Here is an 18389-nt window from a genome sequence, read left to right as displayed (position 1 = left end):
GACTATAAAGCAACTTCTAAATGATTGGTAGTAAAATCTGTCGTACTTTGCTCTAACCGATATACGGCCAGTGGCTCAGCAACACCTTTTACAGGATACTTGCCAACAAAGTGCACTGGGTGATTAATCAGACTGGCAAATTCATCAGACATTAATAGGTTGGTGCCCACCATTTTGGTTAGCTCTTCAATCCGAGCAGTACGATTAACGGCAGGCCCCATTACAGTAAAGTCTAGTCGTGATGATGAACCAACATTGCCATAAATCACTTCACCTTGATGCAGCCCAACCCCAAATTCAATAATCGGTTGGCCTTTCTTTACCAGTTCGGTATTGAGGGTTTGAATTTGCTCATAGGCTAAAATGGCCGCGTCTAGTGCTGCTTCACAAGCAGCGTTAATTGTGCTGGCGGCTTCTTTGGTAAATAAAATCAGCATCGCATCACCAATAAATCGGAGTACTTCACCGCCGCGATGGGTCACTGCGTTGGTAATAATTTCAAAATAAGCATTAATGAGTTCCAACATATGCTCATTTTCTAATGATTCGGTCAGGGCAGTAAAATTACGTAAATCACTGTACCAAAGGGCTGCTTCAATCACTTCACTATCACCCCGTTTGATGCTGCCTTTTAATATTTTTTGACCAGTTTTAGGACCGACATAAGTATTGAGTAATGAGCGGATAATATCGCGAGTGGTATATACCTCAAGGATGGGGGTTAAATAGTCCAGCAGCAGTGACAGTTTTTGTATATCCTGATCGGTAAAACCACCAGGATGGTCTGTGGCAATCGTAAAGGTATTAATATAACCATCAGTAAATTGTAGTGGGAAAACGATATAATCACTTACCTGGGTGGCTGCGAGTTCTTGCAGTACAATATGGGCATTGCTGATATCAATTTCAGACAGCTTATAACGGACTATTTGATTGGTTTGGCGGACTTTTTCAATAGGACTGCCTCGATATGAATTGGTAACTTCAATACCATGTTCTGGGGTAAACACATCGATTTGTTCACGGCCTCGCCACCAGGTAAACGCTTTGCCCGTAATTTCCGGGTGAATGGTATGTAAGGTGAAGCGAATACGGATAATAGGTAGTCCTGCTGCTAGTAACTGATTAGACAATGCTCTTAGCAGCTTACAACGATCATTTAATTTACGACCATCAGTAATTAGCCAGACTAACAAAGAAGCCAGTGGCCACCCTCCAGTATTACCCAATAAGGACTGAATGGCTTGAAACTGTTGATGGTTTGTTGAGTTCACTATTGTACTGTCATTACTTAAATCACTCTATCTCTAACAGTGTAGACGAGTGTGAGGGTATTACAGAGGTAGTGCCAAGAGGATGTTCATTATTAAAGTATCTGGTTGATGAGGTAGGGGTAAATTGATTAGCTTATCTTGTGATATATACCTTGTGATATAAAGTGGCAGGTAAATGGCATCCTGTATTAACAGCGCTTATGGAGCGGGCGTCCTGTTCTATAGTTTATAGGCAAGTCAGGCTTGTTACCCAATGTTATGCATACACGACAAGTATTATAAATTAAGGCTGCACTTTATGGTGTGGAAAAAATTAACCACATGGCTTTCCTTTAGCCATTTAGCATTGCCAACTAGCAAGCTACCTGATCGCTTTCAGCAGGCTGTGCAACGCCAGCAAACCATTGGTGAGCAATTAATTGCTGGCATTGAGTTTGTTATTGTGGTGCTTTTCTGGCTACTGTATTCACTGTCACCCAAAACGTTTAGCAAAAATACTGACGATTTGGTTAGTCCCATTTGGAGCTATGAGGGCTTGTTGCACATGGTTCAGGCTGAGCCTGTACCCTGGGCATTATCTGCTTATTTAGGGTTTGCTATTAGCCGGTTATGGCTGGTTTATTATCGGCCCAAGGATAATTGGCATGCCTATCTATCCATTATAATGGATTTTGCACTGTTATATGCTTTAATCTGGTGCTTTCATATCCAATACCAACAACCCCCTTCCTTTTACTTAAAAGCACCGACTTTGTTGTATGTATTTATTTTTATTGCCATTCGTAGCCTACGGTTTGAGGCGCGTTTTGTAATAATGGCTGGGTTAGTTGCAGTAATTGGCTGGCTGATGATGGTGGCTTATGTGGTATTTAGTCAGCCAGGGATGCCTATGATTACGCGAGATTATGTGGCGTATTTGACGTCAAACTCGGTCTTATTAGGGGCTGAATTTGATAAAATGATCACTATGGTTTTTGTCACCTTAATTTTGGCGTTGGCAATTACCCGGGCTCGTTTTTTGTTAATTGAGGCAGTGGTAGAGTCACAAGCTGTAGAAGATTTAGCGCGGTTTGTACCAACGTCTGTGGCAAAAAATATAACCCAGTCTGAGCAGCGGGTGGCTGCAGGCTTTGGAGAAGTAAGGGAAGCCACCATGCTATTTACTGATATTGCTGGGTTTACCAGTTTGAGTGAAGAGTTATCACCCGAAACCCTGATTCAAGTATTAAATCATTACTTTAGTGTGGTAGCGGAGCCCATTGAGGCTTTCGGCGGTACAATTAACCAGTTTCAAGGGGATGCAATTTTAGCCACTTTTAATTTGCCAACCGCTGATGATGATCATGCCAGACATGCGATTGAAGCTGCCTTGGCGATTCAGCAAGCCCTGGCTAAGGAACAAATTGAGCTAACGACCCGAATTGGCATTAATACTGGATTGGTTGTAGGAGGGCTGGTTGGCACTAAAGACCGGTTGACCTATACGGTACATGGCGATGCCGTTAATTTAGCTGCGCGACTAGAAGCACTAAATAAACAATACAACACATTAATTCTATTGTCGGAACGTACAAGAGCATTAGCGAAAGGCGCGTTTGATTTTCGGCTGGTGGGGGAGGTGCAGGTGAGAGGTCGCACCCAACCCACCTCAATCTATACTCTGCGTGAATGACTTTTATGGTTTGTTGTCATCGCAATTCACCCTAATCGTTTATTAGCACACAAACTCATAGGGGTAAGTCTGCTACCGTAAGATTTACGACAGCAACTTTAATTTATATAAAAGTGCTGGCTGGAACTCATTGCTCGACGGCCCAGCTAGCACTTTTTATTTCCGTTAGTGCTGCTATCGCTAGCTTCACAGTAGTAAGCTAGCCCCCTATAAGCCCTTCACGTTGAGTAATACCCTTCGCGAATGATGTTTATGCTTTGGCCTTGTTATTTTCGACTGACTGTTATTTTTTGCAGCTATGAAAACCTTGTTGGTTCAGTTGCTTGATTAAGCGCTGTAGGTTGTCTTGGGCTTGATCGCCAAAACGCTGCTGAAAAAAGTCGGTGAAGAAAAACCGTTCTCGTTGTAGTAGTGACTCTAAAAATGCGAGCTGTTTAGGGTAAAACTCGTTATCACATAAATGACTACACTCAGCGCGTACGTTGGTGCTGTCACGTAAAAACTCCTGCCAGGGTAGGGCCATACTAGATAAATCAATATCGGCTAAATATTGGCCATCCAGGGTGGGTGGGGTGTGTTTGTGAGTAGTGTCTAGAATGAGATTGTATATTTGGTCTGCAAGCTCTGGATTCAATTTTTCAGCGACATAGTCTTTAAAAAATTGTGCACTTTGAATTTCGTTGTCACAGGCCCCTCGTTCATAGATTACATCGTGAAACCAGATAGCCATTTCTACTGCATCTGGTGCTGTTAACAACTCACTGACAAGATCAAATTGTTTCAGACAAAACTGAATGTGGTCTGTCGAGTGATAATAACGCTCATCTGAATTGTAGTAAGAATAAACGCGATGAAAAACTTCGCCTGCGTCCTGGTCGCTACTACCAGCAACAGTTCTATTCCATAACTGACAAAACCGCCGTTGCATCATAGGGTCTAAATACCGTCTTAGCATCTATTTTTATTTTAGTGTAGTTTCTTATGCCACTCATTCGGGTATTTGAAGAAAGCGCTACACTTGTAACTGCTCATGCAGTTGCTCGTACTGCCGTTGGGCTTCGGCAATTTTAGCACTAAGTTGATGCATCACATCAAGAGCAACACTGGGGTTTTCTGAAAGGAGTGTGAGGAAAACATCAGCATTGATTTTCAATACGTGCACTTCTCCTTTAGCACGAATGGTTGCCGAGCGAGGAGACTTCATGATGACGGCCATTTCACCAATCAATGCATTGCGTCCACGAGTAGCAGCGACCACTTCACCAGCAGAGGTATGGGCAACGACCTCAACTTCGCCGCTCATGATGACATAGGCACTGTCAGGAGGATCATTTTGCTCAAATAATAGCTCTTGGTCTTTATAACAAAGTGCTTCACTGGTAAAAGCCAACAGCCGTAATTTTGATGGCTCCATTTTAGAAAACATGGGAACCTGGCTTAGCTGTTCGACTTCTTCTTTAATATCCAAAATCAAGCCTCTTTTAGCAAGGGATTACCCCTGAGAATAACAAAATTCGCTGTTAACGGGTAATCTACTTAATACACTTTAGTTATACATCATTCAACCATATTGAGTGAACAGTTATATAATGCTGTTATAGTCTTCCTTCTAGTTAGATAGCTCGTTTATTAATGATAGCGTTTATTCAGACATAAATATTGACGTGTATTATTATTAGCTCTCATACCCCGGTTTTAAAGATATATACAGCACCCGTCTTCAGTGATATGGTAGCATAGCGACGTCTGTTTAATGAGGCATAATAAGTGATTACTAAGTATGGCTTATTATTGCACAAGTGAATGTCACTGTCGGTTAAAAAGTCATTCAGCAATTGGTTTCTATAGCCAAAAGTATAAAATAAAAAATAATAAACCCTTGGCAAACGATTTTTTTCAGGTTGTTCTATTTGTTAAAGTGCTCAAAAAGCCCTTAAATTAGCGGTGTAATAGAGGTTTTAGGCCTAATAATAAAAACAAGGAATGTTATGGCGGAAAGCAACACTTCTTCAGTAATTAGTTATGAAACAGTTTCTACTGACTATTTTTCAAAGCGTCAGTTAAAGCAAGGTGCTGCTGGTTGGGTGCTGCTTGCCAGTCTGGGTGTGTCTTATGTGATATCTGGCGATTTTTCCGGGTGGAATTTTGGTTTGGCTCAAGCAGGCTTTGGTGGCATGTTGATCGCTACTGTGGTCATGGCGGTCATGTATTGCTGTTTAGTCTTTTCATTAGCGGAATTATCCGCAGCCATTCCGACTGCTGGTGGAGGCTATGGCTTTGCCAGGCGTGCGATGGGGCCGTGGGGTGGCTTTATTACTGGCAGTGCAATTTTATTAGAGTATTCGATTGCTCCTGCAGCGATAGCTGTTTTTATTGGTCATTATATGAATGCATTGCTAGGGATTAATGGGCCATGGGTTTATTTAGCTTTTTATAGTGTCTTTATTGGTATTCACCTGGTGGGGGTAGGGGAAGCACTGAAATTGATGTTTGTGATCACCGCTTTGGCATTACTAGCCATTCTGGTATTTGTGCTAGGGATGTTACCCCATTTTCAGTGGGCAAATTTACTGGATATCCCCATTAACCCTGATGCGTTGGGTGCCAGTGCTTGGTTGCCCAACGGCTGGATAGGGATTTGGGGTGCCTTGCCTTTTGCTATGTGGCTGTTTTTAGCCGTAGAAGGGGTTCCTCTTGCAGCAGAAGAAGCACAACAACCAACCAAAGATATGCCGAAAGGGATTATTTGGGCAATGATGGTGTTATTAATATTAGCTGGTTTAGTGCTATTTTTAGCACCCGGTGGTGCAGGCGCGGCATTAATGCAAACCCATGGTGCTCCACTGGTAGGCGCATTAGAAGCCGTTTATGGTAAAGGCTCAAGTGCTGCAATATTCGTCAATATAGTGGGGCTGGCCGGTTTAATTGCGAGCTTTTTCTCGATTATTTTTGCATATTCCCGACAGGTGTTTGCTCTTTCCAGAGCTGGATATTTGCCGAGATTCTTATCATTAACTAACCAACGCAAAGCCCCAGCAGTGGCACTGATTGTACCTGGTGTATTGGGGTTTGGTCTGTCGCTGACAGGGGAGGGTGACTTACTGATTACCATGGCTGTTTTTGGCGCTACCATCTCCTATGCCATGATGATGCTTTCCCATATTTTGTTGAGAAAAAATGCGCCTGAGTTAAACCGTCCCTACTATACACCAGGGGGAGTGTATACCTCCACAGTTGCTCTGTTATTGGCCATTATTGCGTTAATCAGTACATTTGTGGTTAATTTAGCCGCTGCCGCTTGGTCAGCATTATTTTTTGTGGTGCTACTGGCTTATTTTACCCTGTACAGTCGTCACCATTTAGTGGCCCAGGCACCAGAGGAAGAGTTGGCAGCTATTACTCAGGCAGAAGCTGAATTAACCTAAGGACACGTCTAAAAATAGCTACTTTTAGATATGTCCTAAAATAAAAATGATTTCAAATAGATAAAAATCATTCACGAAGAGTATACAGGTTGTATTGAATAAGGAAGTTATATGACAGACCCAATAACTGCACGGCAAGTGGCTACTCAGCAGGACTTAGCGCAGCTGATCCAACAACGACAGTTGTCCCATATCAAAGTGGGGTTATTTGATTTGGATGGGGTGATGCTCGGTAAATATATGAGCCGGGATAAACTAATCAAGTCAGTAGAGTCAGGCTTTTCATTTTGCGATGTCATTTTAGGGTGGGATATAAAAGATCAATTATATGATAATGTGTCTTTCACTGGTTGGCATACGGGTTATCCCGATGCTCCGGTTGAACTATTACCCAATACCTGCCGTGAACTGCCGTTAGAAGACAATATGCTGCTGATTTTAGGTCAGCTGAAAGGTAATGCAGAAGCCTTATGTCCCCGTGGGTTATTGCGTAAGGTACTGCAAGCGGCTGATGATATGGGCTATCAGGTTAATGCGGCTTTTGAATATGAGTTTTTTTTATTTGATGAAACCCCTGACAGTGCTCGTGAAAAAGGGTTTCGTCAATTAAAGCCAGTGACACCGGATTATTTCGGTTATTCAATTTTACGAAATAGTGTGCATGCTGAGTGGTATCATGAAATTTTAGCCTTAGCTGAAGCGATGGATTTTCCTATTGAGGGGTTACATACTGAAACCGGGCCTGGTGTATTGGAAGCGGCATTGACAGTGGATAATGCCTTAAATGCAGCAGATAAAGCTGCATTATTTAAAACCTTTATTAAAGTCTGGGCACAAAAAAATCAGCGAATGGCCACGTTTATGGCGAAGTGGTCTAACGAATACCCAGGTCAAAGTGGTCACATTCACCTTTCTCTGGTCGATAAAAATACGGGACAACCTGTGTTTTATGCGGCGAATCAAAAACATACCATGAGTGCAGTACAGCGATATTTTATTGGAGGTCTGCAACAACAGTTGCCAGAGTTTTTACCTTTATTAGCACCCACTATTAATAGCTATCGGCGGTTGGTTCCTGGCTTTTGGGCTCCAACCCATGCGACATGGGGGGTAGAAAATCGTACGACAGCAATTAGGGTGATATCAGGTAGTGAACAAAGCCAGCGGTTGGAAATGCGTTTAGGTGCTGCTGATGCAAACCCTTATTTAGCACTGGCAGCCACTATCGCTGCTGGCTTGCAGGGTATTTGCTCATCGACTGAACCTTCACCGGCGATTGTTGGTAATGCTTATGATAAAGCTATTCCTGAAGAGCAAGCGTTGCCCGCAACACTATGGGATGCAGCGCAGCGACTTCGGCAATCCAGTATTGCCCGAGACTATTTTGGTAGTGCTTTTGTTGAGCATTTTGCTGCATCCCGAGAGTGGGAAGAGCGAGAGTTCCGCAAGCATATTACCGACTGGGAGCTGGATCGGTATTTTGAAATTATTTAATAAATGAGGAAAGTGGATGTCCACCACCGCAGTATTTCAAACAATTTCTCCCATTAATAATCAAGTATGGTTAGAGAGACCTTATGCCAGTGACAAGCAAATAGCGGTTGCATTGGAGCAAGCAACAAAAGCTCAACAGTTGTGGTGTAAGCTACCATTGAATGAGCGCATTGCATATTGTCAACAAGCAATGGATTATTGTCTTAGTCAGCAGCAGGCTATTGGGCGAGATATTTGTTGGCAAATGGGGCGCCCGTTATTACAAGCCGAGCGTGAAGTGACTGTGATGGTTGAGCGAGCCAGCTATATGCTGGAGGTGGCTGAGTCGGCCTTGGCGCCTGCTCAGCTACATGCAAAGGCAGGCTTTAATAATCGATTAGTGCGTGAACCTCTGGGGCTGGTGATGGTGATTGCCCCTTGGAATTACCCATTACTAACGGCGATTAATTCCATTATTCCGGCATTAGTGGCAGGTAATGGGGTTATATTAAAGCATTCTTCGCAAACGCCACGTTGTGCTGAATGGTTAGCAGAAGCATTTAAGCAGGCACAATTACCAGAAGGGGTGTTTCAGTATTTACACTTGGATCATCAAACGACAGGTGAATTACTAATCGCTAATGAAATTAACCATGTGGTATTAACCGGTTCGGTATCAGCAGGTAAACAGGTTGAGCAACAGCTGGCAGGGCACTTTAAAACGCTTGGTTTAGAGCTGGGTGGCAAAGATGCTGCCTATATCCGCCCTGATGCAGACCTTAAAGCCAGTGTCGCCAGTATTATCGACGGCGCTTTTTATAATAGTGGTCAATCTTGCTGCGGAATCGAGCGACTGTATATCCATCAGGACGTGTACAACCAGTGTTTACCGATGATTATTGATGCAGTTAAACAATATCGGTTAGGTCATCCAGAGCATCAACAGACAACCCTTGGGCCAATGGTAAGAGCCAGTGCTGCCAGTCAGGTGCAAGCACAAATTCAACAAGCAATTGAGCAAGGAGCTGAAGCACAGCTTGACTCACAGCTGTTTATAAATGAAGTCTTCGGTCAGCCACCGCTCAGGATTAATACGGCAAATAGTGCCTATTTGGCACCCCAAGTATTAACGGGGGTCAATCATCAAATGGACGTTATGATGGAAGAAACCTTTGGCCCTTTATTGCCAGTGATGAAGGTGAGTGACGACCAACAGGCGATTACATTAATTAATGATTCTGATTATGGCTTAACAGCAGCGATTTATAGTCAAGACAATGAAACAACCCGAAATATTGGCAATCAGCTAGCAGTGGGGACGGTATTTTTAAATCGCTGTGATTATTTAGACCCTGCATTGGCATGGACCGGTGTAAAAGCCTCTGGTAAAGGCTATTGCTTATCCGCTTGGGGCTATGAAACAGTGACACGACCTAAGTCGTATCATTTTAAGGAGCAGGCATAATGGAGCATACTTCAGTGATTGAACAAATGCCTTGCCATTGGCATTTTCCTACCGCCATTTTATTAGGCATTGGTGAACGACAACAGTTACCTAAGCTCTGTTTGCAAAATAGTATTCAGTCACCCCTGGTAGTAATTGACCCCATATTGGCCCAGCTACCTATTTTTACCGCATTAATTGGGAAAATAGCCAGGGGAGGGTTGAAGCTGACTGTGTTTACCAAAATAAGCGGCAATCCTACTGGTCAGCAGGTTATGGCGGGAGTGACACAATTTCGATATCACCAGCATGATGGCGTCATTGCTATTGGTGGTGGTAGTGCACTGGATGCAGGAAAAGCGATTGCATTAATGGCAGGGCAAACACAGTCACTCTGGGATTTTGAAGATATCGGTGATAACTGGGAACAGGCTGATGCAGAAAAAATTGTGCCTGTGGTGGCCGTGCCCACTACAGCAGGTACAGGATCTGAGGTAGGTAGAGCGGCGGTCATTACTGATGAAAAAGTGCGGTTAAAAAAAATTATTTTTCACCCAAAAATGCTGCCCTGTCAGGTGTTATTAGACCCGGAATTAACCTTGTGTTTACCTGCTAATTTAACCGCTGCTACTGGTATGGATGCATTAGCCCATAATTTAGAGGCATTTTGCGCGCCAGGCTATCACCCCATGGCTGCCGGCATTGCCGTTGAAGCGACCCGGTTGATTCGTCATTATTTACCCAGGGCCTATGAAAATAGTGATGATATTGAAGCAAGAACCCATATGTTAGTGGCGTCTTGTATGGGAGCAACTGCATTTCAGCGAGGGCTGGGTGCTATGCATGCATTAGCACACCCAATGGGGGCTAGGTATAATGCCCATCATGGCTTATTAAACGCAATACTGATGCCGTATGTATTAGTAGCCAATCGCACTAAAATTGCTTGTCGTATTGAGCAGTTGGCTAAATACATCAATTTACCGCAAGCGGATTTTGCTGGCTTTATTGAGTGGGTTTTAAGTTTACGAGACCGACTGGGAATTCCCCATACGTTGGATGCAGTTGGCGTGACATTAAGTGATGTGGATGCATTAGCGGAGTTAGCCTTTAAAGACCCTTCTGCGGTAACCAACCCTATTTTATTTTCAGTTGAGGACTATGCGACACTTTGTACCAATGCCGTTACTGGCACATTGAAATTTTCTGGGCGGTGATAATGTGAAGTTGGGTTTACTTCAGTGCGATCATGTTGTAACAGAATTACAGTCTGCCCATGGTGACTACCCAGAGCAATTTAAAGCGGTGTTTGAGCGGGCGGGGGTGAGTGTAGACTGGCAATGCTTTGATGCCACCCAAAAAATACTACCTGACGATATTGATTGCTGTGATGCCTATATAACCACAGGCAGTCGCTTTGGTGCTTATGAATCACTGCCTTGGTTGACTGCATTGCAAGGTTTTTTACGCCAGTTGTATCAAGTGGATAAACCTTTTGTAGGGATTTGTTTTGGTCATCAGTTAATGGCTCAGGTATTGGGTGGTAAGGTTGAAAAGTCAGCAAAAGGCTGGGGCATTGGGGTTTCTTTTAATCAAGTCAAACAGCCTAAAAGTTGGATGCGGCCCTTTAAACCCGAAGTCGATTTATGGGTGAGCCATCAAGATCAAGTGGTGGAACTGCCAGCTGAAATAGAAGTATTAGGCGGCAGCCAGTTTTGTCCTAATTACATTATCCAGCGAGGTAAATGGCTGGGTATTCAAGGACATCCCGAATTTACTAAAGCCTATAGTCGTGACCTGATTAAATTGCGGAGTGAAAAATATTCACCAGAACGGGTGCGTGAAGCAGAATATTCAATGGCAGCATCAGTGGATAGTGAACGGATTATTCAGTGGATAGCTGCTTTTATTCAGGAATCTTTACAAAATCCATAAAAAAGGAAAAACAAGAATGGATAACACCTCTCAATTGAGGCCGTGGAGTCAACTACTAATGACGGGGCTAGCCGTGAGCTTAGTCTCTGGCTGTGTAACGCAACAAACGGAACAAAAGCGCCAATGGATCAGGGCTGCTGAAGCTAATCTCACCCATGAATATGCTAAGCAGCGTTATCAACAAGTACAAGATGTGTCGTATCAACTCGCTTTATCATTATCAAAAAATAAACCCGATTATACAGGTGAAGTGAAAGTTGATTTTACCTGGCAGCCTGGCAAGCAACCCCTGACCCTGGATTTTGTAGGAGGGCAGGTCAACAGTATGCAGGTTAATGGTAAGCCAGTAAAAGCAGCATACAACAATTGGTTTATTAAATTACCTGCTAATCAGTTAAAGACGGGTCGTAACCAAGTGATTGTTCAATACAGTCACCCATATAGTAAGGATGGCGCTGGGTTACATCGATTTATTGATCCAAAAGATGGTAAGGCTTACTTGCATACGCAACTACAGCCTTATGATGGCAATAAGTTGTTCCCTCAATTTGATCAACCAAACTTAAAAGCTACTTATCAGTTAACGGTTGATGCCCCTGTTGAATGGCAGGTTGTGACGGCGGAGCGGGAGTCAGCTATTGAGCGATTATCTTCTGCTCAGCAGCGTTGGCATTTCCCTCGGTCAGCTCGGTTTAGTACCTATATTATTTCTCTGCATGCAGGTCCCTATCAAATTTGGGAAGACAACAGTGATACGCCACCGTTACGCTTAATGGCTAGACCTTCAATGGCCAATTATGTGGATGCTGAGGAATGGTTTAAATTAACCCGTCATGGTATGACTTTTTTCCAGGACTATTTTGGCTTGGATTATCCATACGCTAAATACGACCAGCTAATTGTGCCGGAGTTTAATGCTGGTGGTATGGAAAATGTGGCGGCAGTGACTTATTCCGAGCGGTATTTAACCCGTGGAAAAGTGACCCGGGAGTTACGCCAGAGTCGTGCGAATGTGATTTTACACGAGCTGGCCCATATGTGGTTCGGCGATTTAGTGACAGCGGACTGGTGGAATGGTTTATGGTTGAATGAAAGCTTTGCCACTTATATGGCCCATTTAGCTATGAATCAGTATCCTGAGTATCAGGATAGCTGGTTGCGGTTTTATTCACGGATAAAATTATGGGCGTATGAAGAAGATGAATTAGTTACTACCCATCCTATTGAGGTGAAGGTCGTCGATACCAATAATGCTTTTACTCATTTTGATGGTATTACATACGGTAAAGGGGCTGCTGTCTTAAAACAATTAGCCCATTACTTAGGACCTGATAATTTCCAGCAAGGGGTACACAATTATTTAAAGCAGTACGCAGGTAGAAATACTCAGCTTGAAGACTTTTTTAATAGCCTGGCTGCGGCCTCAAAACAGAACTTAACCCCTTGGGTAAGACAGTGGTTGCGTACTGCTGGGGTAAACACGATTAGCGCTCGCTATCAGTGCAAAAATAACAAAATCAGTGAGTTTGATATTGTTCAGCAAGCCTCCAATAAATACCCTGTTTATCGTACACAGCGGGTACTAGTTGGACTGTATTATGATAAAGGCAAACAATTAAAGTCAGCTAAACAGATTCCTGTGACTTATTTAGGTGAGGTAACACCTGTTTCTACAGTAGTAGGACGCCCTTGCCCAGCATTTACTTTTGTGAATGTTGAAGACTGGGGATACAGTAAAGTGGCACTGGATGCTCACTCAGAAAATTATATCAAACGGCACTTGTCGAGGATTACTGATCCACTGTTACGTTCAATGGTATGGCAAAGTCAATGGGACCAAGTCATGGCGGCTAAATTGTCATTAACAGATTACTTACCATGGGCATTAAAGCAACTACCTTTAGAAAACAATGAAATGATTGTACGGCAGGTGGTGACTAATTTGCAGGAAAGCTATGACTATTTAGCCGTATTGCATGAAAAAGAGCTGGCTATTTTTGGCCCTCAACTGGAAAATCTTGCTTGGCAACAGCTTACGAAAGCAAGGCCTGGGTCTGACTGGCAAGCACTTTGGTTTGAGGCCTTTATTCACTTTACTCATACACCTGCTGGCCTAGCAAAAGTAGAAGATATTCTGGCATTAAAACGACGAATAGCAGGGTTAGCTATTGACCAAGATTTACGCTGGCAGTTGGTGGTGAAGCTGAATGAGTATGCTATTCCCAGTGCTGCACAGTGGATTAATCAGGAGCTAAGCCGAGATAGTTCCGATCGTGCAGAGCGTCAGGCTTTATTGGCTAAAGCGATTCAGCCACAGACTAAAACTAAACAATACTGGCTAGAACAGTTGTGGGGTAACAGTAATTTAACCCTGCAAGAACAACGTTCTTTAGTTGAAGGGCTATTTCCTACCAGTCAGTTTACCTTATCTGCTAATTATGCAGACCAAATTGTTGGGCAACTTAATCTGCTGAAAGAAAAAGACAGCCGGTTTAAATCAACATACTCTCGATTATTGCCTAAACTGTGTCAGCCAGAAAATGTTGTACGATTACGAACAGCGTTAACTAACCTTGAATTTAACAGCCCAGTAGTCCAAAAGCGTTTAAAAATCGCTATCCAACAGGAAGAACGCTGTGTTGCTATTAGTCAACGTATAAAGGAAAAAAACAGACAACAGTTGTAGGAGTAGTTGTCACGAAGCTGCTTTCGTTCTTTATGGAGGGGGGCGCGAAAGAGTATTGATGAAAAAATATGAAGTAATAGGGTATTCTTCCACCGCTCTATAAGGCCATCCATGGCCTTTAGAGCTTTAGCTGTTCCCGACAGCTGCTCCAGAACACCCCATTACTCCATATTTACCAGCTTTTGCGACAATCAAGAGGAGGAGTCAACTTTCGCGACAATCCAGTAGGGGAAATGTTAGCAAGCTAGCCCTTGTAACAATTGCTTGAGGTTTAATCACTATCGGTTATGTAATATACTACACTACACGCCTGACTTAACCGAGAACTTAAATGACTGCTACTTCTATCACTTCAACCAACGAGTTTATTCAAACTGTACAACAGTTGCTCAAACCTTTGGGGGATATTGGAGGGAAGCAGATATTTGGTGGGTATGGTTTACAGATTGCAGCTAAACAGTTCGCTATTATTAGAGGAACAACGATCTATTTTCGGGTAGATGATATCACGCGTCAGAAGTATTTGGATAAAGGTATGCAACCTTTTTCTTACGCTTCAACCAAAGGGATTGTCAAAGTTAAACAATATTATGAGGCGCCAGAAGAGTTGATCAAATATCCTACACTATTGGTCAAATGGGCCAAAGAAGCGGTAGATATTGTTGTAAATAAGACCTGATTTGGACACACCCACTCTTAATGGTAGGAGATGATGCAATCAGTGATGTGGCAGGGGGCTATGGATGCTGGACTGCAGGGTTGCTTGGTGAGAACGGGTAAATATCAACCAAATGACGAAACAAAGCTACCAGCTGGTGCGGGGGTTATTGACTCAGTTATTGATTTGTTACTAACTATTTGGTGCCCGGGGCCGGAGTCGAACCGGCACGGAGTATTCCTCCGAGGGATTTTAAGTCCCTTGCGTCTACCAATTTCGCCACCCGGGCGGCTAACAGCGACTTACTTGCTGTCGAAAGTGGGGCTCATTATACATAGCTTTTCTTGTAGTGCAATAGTTAGAAGTTATTGTTTTTGAAATCGAGTTTCAGTAAATATTTTTTGTAGTTTAAAATCTAACCTCTTTATTGTGGCGGGTCTTCTTATTGGTTAGAGATTTATTGGTTAGAGATGGTTCATCAACTTGCCTGTGTTGTTTCATAATGCTCATTTTTTATTCGAAAAAGAAAAACATTATGGGTAAATAGGATAGTAAGAAGATCAGCGAGAAAATTGATTGAGTGGCACGCTGCACCTGCAGCCTTCTATTGCCATGTCAGGCTGTAACTATTTTGTTTTCTAAAACCAATTAATTATTTAAAGTAACTACACCCCTAAGCGCAAGTCTAGGGGTGAACGACAACCTTTATTTGTTTTGACAGGCTTATTTTTGCAAAATAGGTTCGATAGCTCGTTGCCATTGACTATAACCAGCTCCATTTAGATGGATAGCATCTATAGTATATTTTGCGTCAAGTACTCCATTAGGTGCGAGTTTTGCGTTTAGGTCAATGTATTGAATGTCTAAACGCTTTGCAAGACTGACCAGTTGTTCATTGAGTTTTACAACGATTTGATTGAAAGGTTTAAATGGCTCACCAAAAAATAAGGTTGATTGAATAATAGGAGTGATACCTTTAGTTTGTAACCTGGTTACTATTTGCTGATAATTTTTTATCATTTCGTCAAATGGGGTTTTACGAATAATATCATTAGTCCCTAACATCAGAAAAACTTGCTTAGTATCACTTGGAATGAGTTCTAAACGATTTAATACGCCTGCTATTGTATCTCCTCCAATTCCTCGATTAACAATGGAGTAATCAGGAAATAACTCATGCCACTCCGCATCATCAGTTATCGAGTCACCTAACATAACATTTCTGGCATTGGCTACATGAATATTAAAAAAAGAGACTCTACGATTATAATAATGGGAATATCCTCTGCTTAACGGTTGTATTTTTTTATTAGGGGATAAGCTGTTTTTTATCCATATTATCTGACTATAAGGAAAAAGCTGATATTGAATACTAGCCATACCATAAGAGAATCCTACTAGCAGGCACAAAGTAGCGATAAATAGTGTTTTATAGTTTGATAAATATCTAGTTGCCATAATATATCACTTTTGAAATATTCTTCACATCACCAGTAATGAAGTTATCCATATTACTCAGCCAAGCATCGAGGTCAAAAGAAGACTTTGTTGCTATTTTATGTTCACTTCTCTTCTTTGTACTTAGCAGTATGCTAGTTTTAGCGTTTCTCCATCCAATTCAATTATTTCTGACACTACCATTTAAAAAGTGGTTTTGAGCGGCTGTCTAACGTTGTATTTTTTAGAGACTATTGGTTGAAAATTAAACATTGTTTCCCCTTATTGTAGAGTAGAGGTAGCTATGCCACAAATATTTCAGTAATTAAACAAAATAATAAAGTTCAGTAAAAAATTAAAATGGGATAAGGTATAGTCAAAGCGAATGGTTTTTAGGAATGGCCGTCAAGTAACAAAGCCCCATAAGCCTATAAATAATGGGAGATTGGGGTGAGTAGCGTAGACAACAAACCGTAAAAATCATTCGCGAAAAGTATATATCCAATGAGATTGGGCAAATAAATTTACGACTTTGGATAAGGTTACATTTTTCGTTAAGTGGGACTAGCTCTAAGCCGCGTTACTAGTACATGCGCATACTTTTTGCTTGGTTGCTTATAGTCGCAAACATATTAATAAAAAGAAGAAATAGGGTTGTTGATATGCTTTGAAAATTGTATGGAGGGTTGGTTGTGGTGACTATCTATGTAGTCAATTTATAGATGGGCAATAAAGAGTCAAAATATGATTAACAAAGACTTATCATGGTACTGTGAGTAATGTGTTTGTAGTTTAATAGCAATAATGTATACCTAGTATGAGTCATTTTACGATGTAAAGACAGCGTGGTATAGGCTTACCGTGAAGTGACTTTTAAATAATTTAATGTAGCTGCCGCATGCCTTGCTGTAATTTATAGGTAATCTAAGGGGAATGCCTTGACTAATCGACTAGCCGAGTTAGATGTATTTCGTGGTTTGGCAGCAATTGCTGTTGTTTTATTTCACCTTACAACGCGTTATGATCAGCTTTATGAACACCCTTCACTGGTGTTTGATTTTCCTTTAGGTCACTATGGTGTCACATGGTTTTTTATGATTAGTGGCTTTGTTATTTTTCTTACGTTAAGTCGTACGCAACATGCTAGTGACTTTATTGTTTCAAGATTCTCTCGGTTGTTCCCTGCATTTTGGATTGCAGTAATTGTTACTACTCTCGCTGTAATGTTGATTGGATTATCAGGAACAACTTTTACTGCGACAACGGTTGTTTTGAATTTAACTATGATTCCTGAATTATTAGGTGCACAGACAGTAGATGGTGTTTACTGGACGTTACAGTACGAAATCATGTTTTATTTTTTTATGATGGTGGTATGGCAAATAAAATGGTTAGATAAAATTGAGTGGGTATGCTTGGGGTGGCTATTGCTACAGGGAGTGTTTCTTTTTAGTGAGTATATTTATGGTTATTTTCCCTGGAAACTAAGACTGTTTTTAATTTTGGATTATGGTCATTTATTTGTTGCTGGTATTTTGTTTTATCGACTTAAATATCAGTCCCAACCTGGAATGATAAATATATCTAGACACTTGTTGATTGTTATTAGTGTATTACTCCAATGCATAATGGATGATAGTCCAGAAAGTGTATGGGTTGCAGCAGGGCTATACGCAAGTTTTTACTTATTTATTTATAACTATTTGACGTTTATAGTATGCAAGCCACTTGTTTTTTTAGGTACAATTTCATATACCCTGTATTTATTCCATCATAACTTGGGGTTTGTAATCTTAAATCAGTTTTATCAATTAGGAGTATCACCTTTATTCGCGATTCCCTCTGTTGTTGCTATTTGTATGATAATAGCTACTGCTGTGACATATTTCATTGAAAAGCCTGCTCTAAGGTTGATTAGGGCAAAATACCCGCTCAGAGGGTTTGTCAGAATTCAACCTCAAACATCTGGCAATATTTAAGGTTGTTGCTCTGAAATATTGATGACTTTTTAGTATGACCGCATCCAATAAGAAAAAATACGGAAAGTTATCAATATTAATAAAGCAGAAGTGCCGAGAAAAAGTAAACCAATAACCCAATACCAGGTGCGTTTTAGCTTATATTGGATTTTTTTCAGAAAGCTCAGTTTTGCCTTGGTTGCCTCTGGTGCTGAACAAAAAGTAACAATAAAACCATGGCTGCTTATAGCCCAGAGTAGACCAATTAGGCTTGGAATAAGCAAAACATCACTGTCATGCGACCGAGATGTTAAAAAAATATATGTGACGGATAGAAAGCAGATGCATCCTATGACTATGGATGGAAAACGAAGGAATTGGATGGCGTAAGCGGCACGCTTTAGTTTATCAATCATAATGTTTGCTA

Annotated in this window: 13 protein-coding genes, 1 tRNA gene and 1 pseudogene; 10 read left to right on the top strand and 5 right to left on the bottom strand. The window is 41.7% G+C overall.

The annotated features are described in order from the left end of the window. Nucleotides 1-2 precede the first annotated feature (2 nt). Complete coding sequence (locus tag OQE68_RS26715; RefSeq protein ID WP_180569558.1) at nt 3-1274, bottom strand: adenylate/guanylate cyclase domain-containing protein; 1272 nt, start codon at nt 1272-1274, stop codon at nt 3-5. 298 nt (nt 1275-1572) lie between these two features. Here OQE68_RS26715 and OQE68_RS26710 point away from each other — a divergent pair, with 298 nt between their 5' ends. Next, nucleotides 1573-2946, top strand: coding sequence for an adenylate/guanylate cyclase domain-containing protein (locus tag OQE68_RS26710; protein WP_180569559.1), 1374 nt, complete (start codon nt 1573-1575; stop codon nt 2944-2946). Nucleotides 2947-3229: 283 nt separating this feature from the next. Here the strand turns inward: OQE68_RS26710 and OQE68_RS26705 are convergent, their stop codons facing one another. Together OQE68_RS26705 and OQE68_RS26700 are read right to left on the bottom strand one after the other, a co-directional pair. Next, nucleotides 3230-3901, bottom strand: coding sequence for an HD domain-containing protein (locus OQE68_RS26705; protein WP_180569560.1), 672 nt, complete (start codon nt 3899-3901; stop codon nt 3230-3232). 57 nt (nt 3902-3958) lie between these two features. After that, nucleotides 3959-4414: a cyclic nucleotide-binding domain-containing protein gene (locus OQE68_RS26700; protein WP_180569561.1), complete on the bottom strand. Its 456-nt coding sequence runs from the start codon at nt 4412-4414 to the stop codon at nt 3959-3961. Nucleotides 4415-4934: 520 nt separating this feature from the next. Here OQE68_RS26700 and eat point away from each other — a divergent pair. The 8 genes and pseudogenes from eat to OQE68_RS31040 all read left to right on the top strand — a co-directional run. Next, nucleotides 4935-6371 carry an ethanolamine permease gene (gene eat / locus OQE68_RS26695; protein ID WP_180569562.1) on the top strand — a complete coding sequence of 479 codons (1437 nt, stop codon included), beginning with the start codon at nt 4935-4937 and terminating at the stop codon, nt 6369-6371. Between the two features lie 111 nt (nt 6372-6482). Next, nucleotides 6483-7865: a glutamine synthetase family protein gene (locus tag OQE68_RS26690; RefSeq protein ID WP_180569563.1), complete on the top strand. Its 1383-nt coding sequence runs from the start codon at nt 6483-6485 to the stop codon at nt 7863-7865. Between the two features lie 16 nt (nt 7866-7881). Beyond that, nucleotides 7882-9309, top strand: coding sequence for an aldehyde dehydrogenase family protein (locus OQE68_RS26685; RefSeq protein WP_180569564.1), 1428 nt, complete (start codon nt 7882-7884; stop codon nt 9307-9309). Further along, nucleotides 9309-10505: an iron-containing alcohol dehydrogenase gene (locus OQE68_RS26680; RefSeq protein WP_255490942.1), complete on the top strand. Its 1197-nt coding sequence runs from the start codon at nt 9309-9311 to the stop codon at nt 10503-10505. Before OQE68_RS26685 ends, OQE68_RS26680 begins: the two co-directional genes overlap by 1 nt. 4 nt (nt 10506-10509) lie before the next feature. Further along, nucleotides 10510-11223: a type 1 glutamine amidotransferase gene (locus OQE68_RS26675; RefSeq protein WP_180569565.1), complete on the top strand. Its 714-nt coding sequence runs from the start codon at nt 10510-10512 to the stop codon at nt 11221-11223. A 16-nt stretch (nt 11224-11239) separates the two neighbouring features. Beyond that, nucleotides 11240-13909 (top strand): aminopeptidase N, encoded by a 2670-nt coding sequence (gene pepN, locus OQE68_RS26670; protein ID WP_180569566.1) that lies wholly within the window; start codon nt 11240-11242, stop codon nt 13907-13909. 331 nt (nt 13910-14240) lie between these two features. After that, the gene (locus OQE68_RS26665; RefSeq protein WP_180569567.1) at nt 14241-14588 is read left to right on the top strand and encodes a TfoX/Sxy family protein; all 348 of its coding nucleotides are present in this window, start codon (nt 14241-14243) and stop codon (nt 14586-14588) included. 30 nt (nt 14589-14618) lie between these two features. Then, nucleotides 14619-14702, top strand: a pseudogene (locus OQE68_RS31040) (hypothetical protein); the annotation flags it as partial. 66 nt (nt 14703-14768) lie between these two features. Here the strand turns inward: OQE68_RS31040 and OQE68_RS26655 are convergent. Then, a tRNA-Leu gene (locus OQE68_RS26655) sits at nt 14769-14856 on the bottom strand. A gap of 434 nt (nt 14857-15290) precedes the next feature. Continuing rightward, the gene (locus OQE68_RS26650; RefSeq protein ID WP_266195836.1) at nt 15291-16025 is read right to left on the bottom strand and encodes a GDSL-type esterase/lipase family protein; all 735 of its coding nucleotides are present in this window, start codon (nt 16023-16025) and stop codon (nt 15291-15293) included. A gap of 917 nt (nt 16026-16942) precedes the next feature. Between OQE68_RS26650 and OQE68_RS26645 the strand changes: the two genes are divergently transcribed. Further along, nucleotides 16943-17983: an acyltransferase family protein gene (locus OQE68_RS26645; protein ID WP_180569569.1), complete on the top strand. Its 1041-nt coding sequence runs from the start codon at nt 16943-16945 to the stop codon at nt 17981-17983. Nucleotides 17984-18389 lie beyond the last annotated feature (406 nt).

Origin of the sequence: Spartinivicinus marinus, assembly GCF_026309355.1 — a bacterium.
GTDB classification, from domain to species: Bacteria; Pseudomonadota; Gammaproteobacteria; order Pseudomonadales; family Zooshikellaceae; genus Spartinivicinus; species Spartinivicinus marinus.
Note: the sequence above shows the minus strand (reverse complement) of the source record. Positions and strands in the feature narration are given on the sequence as shown.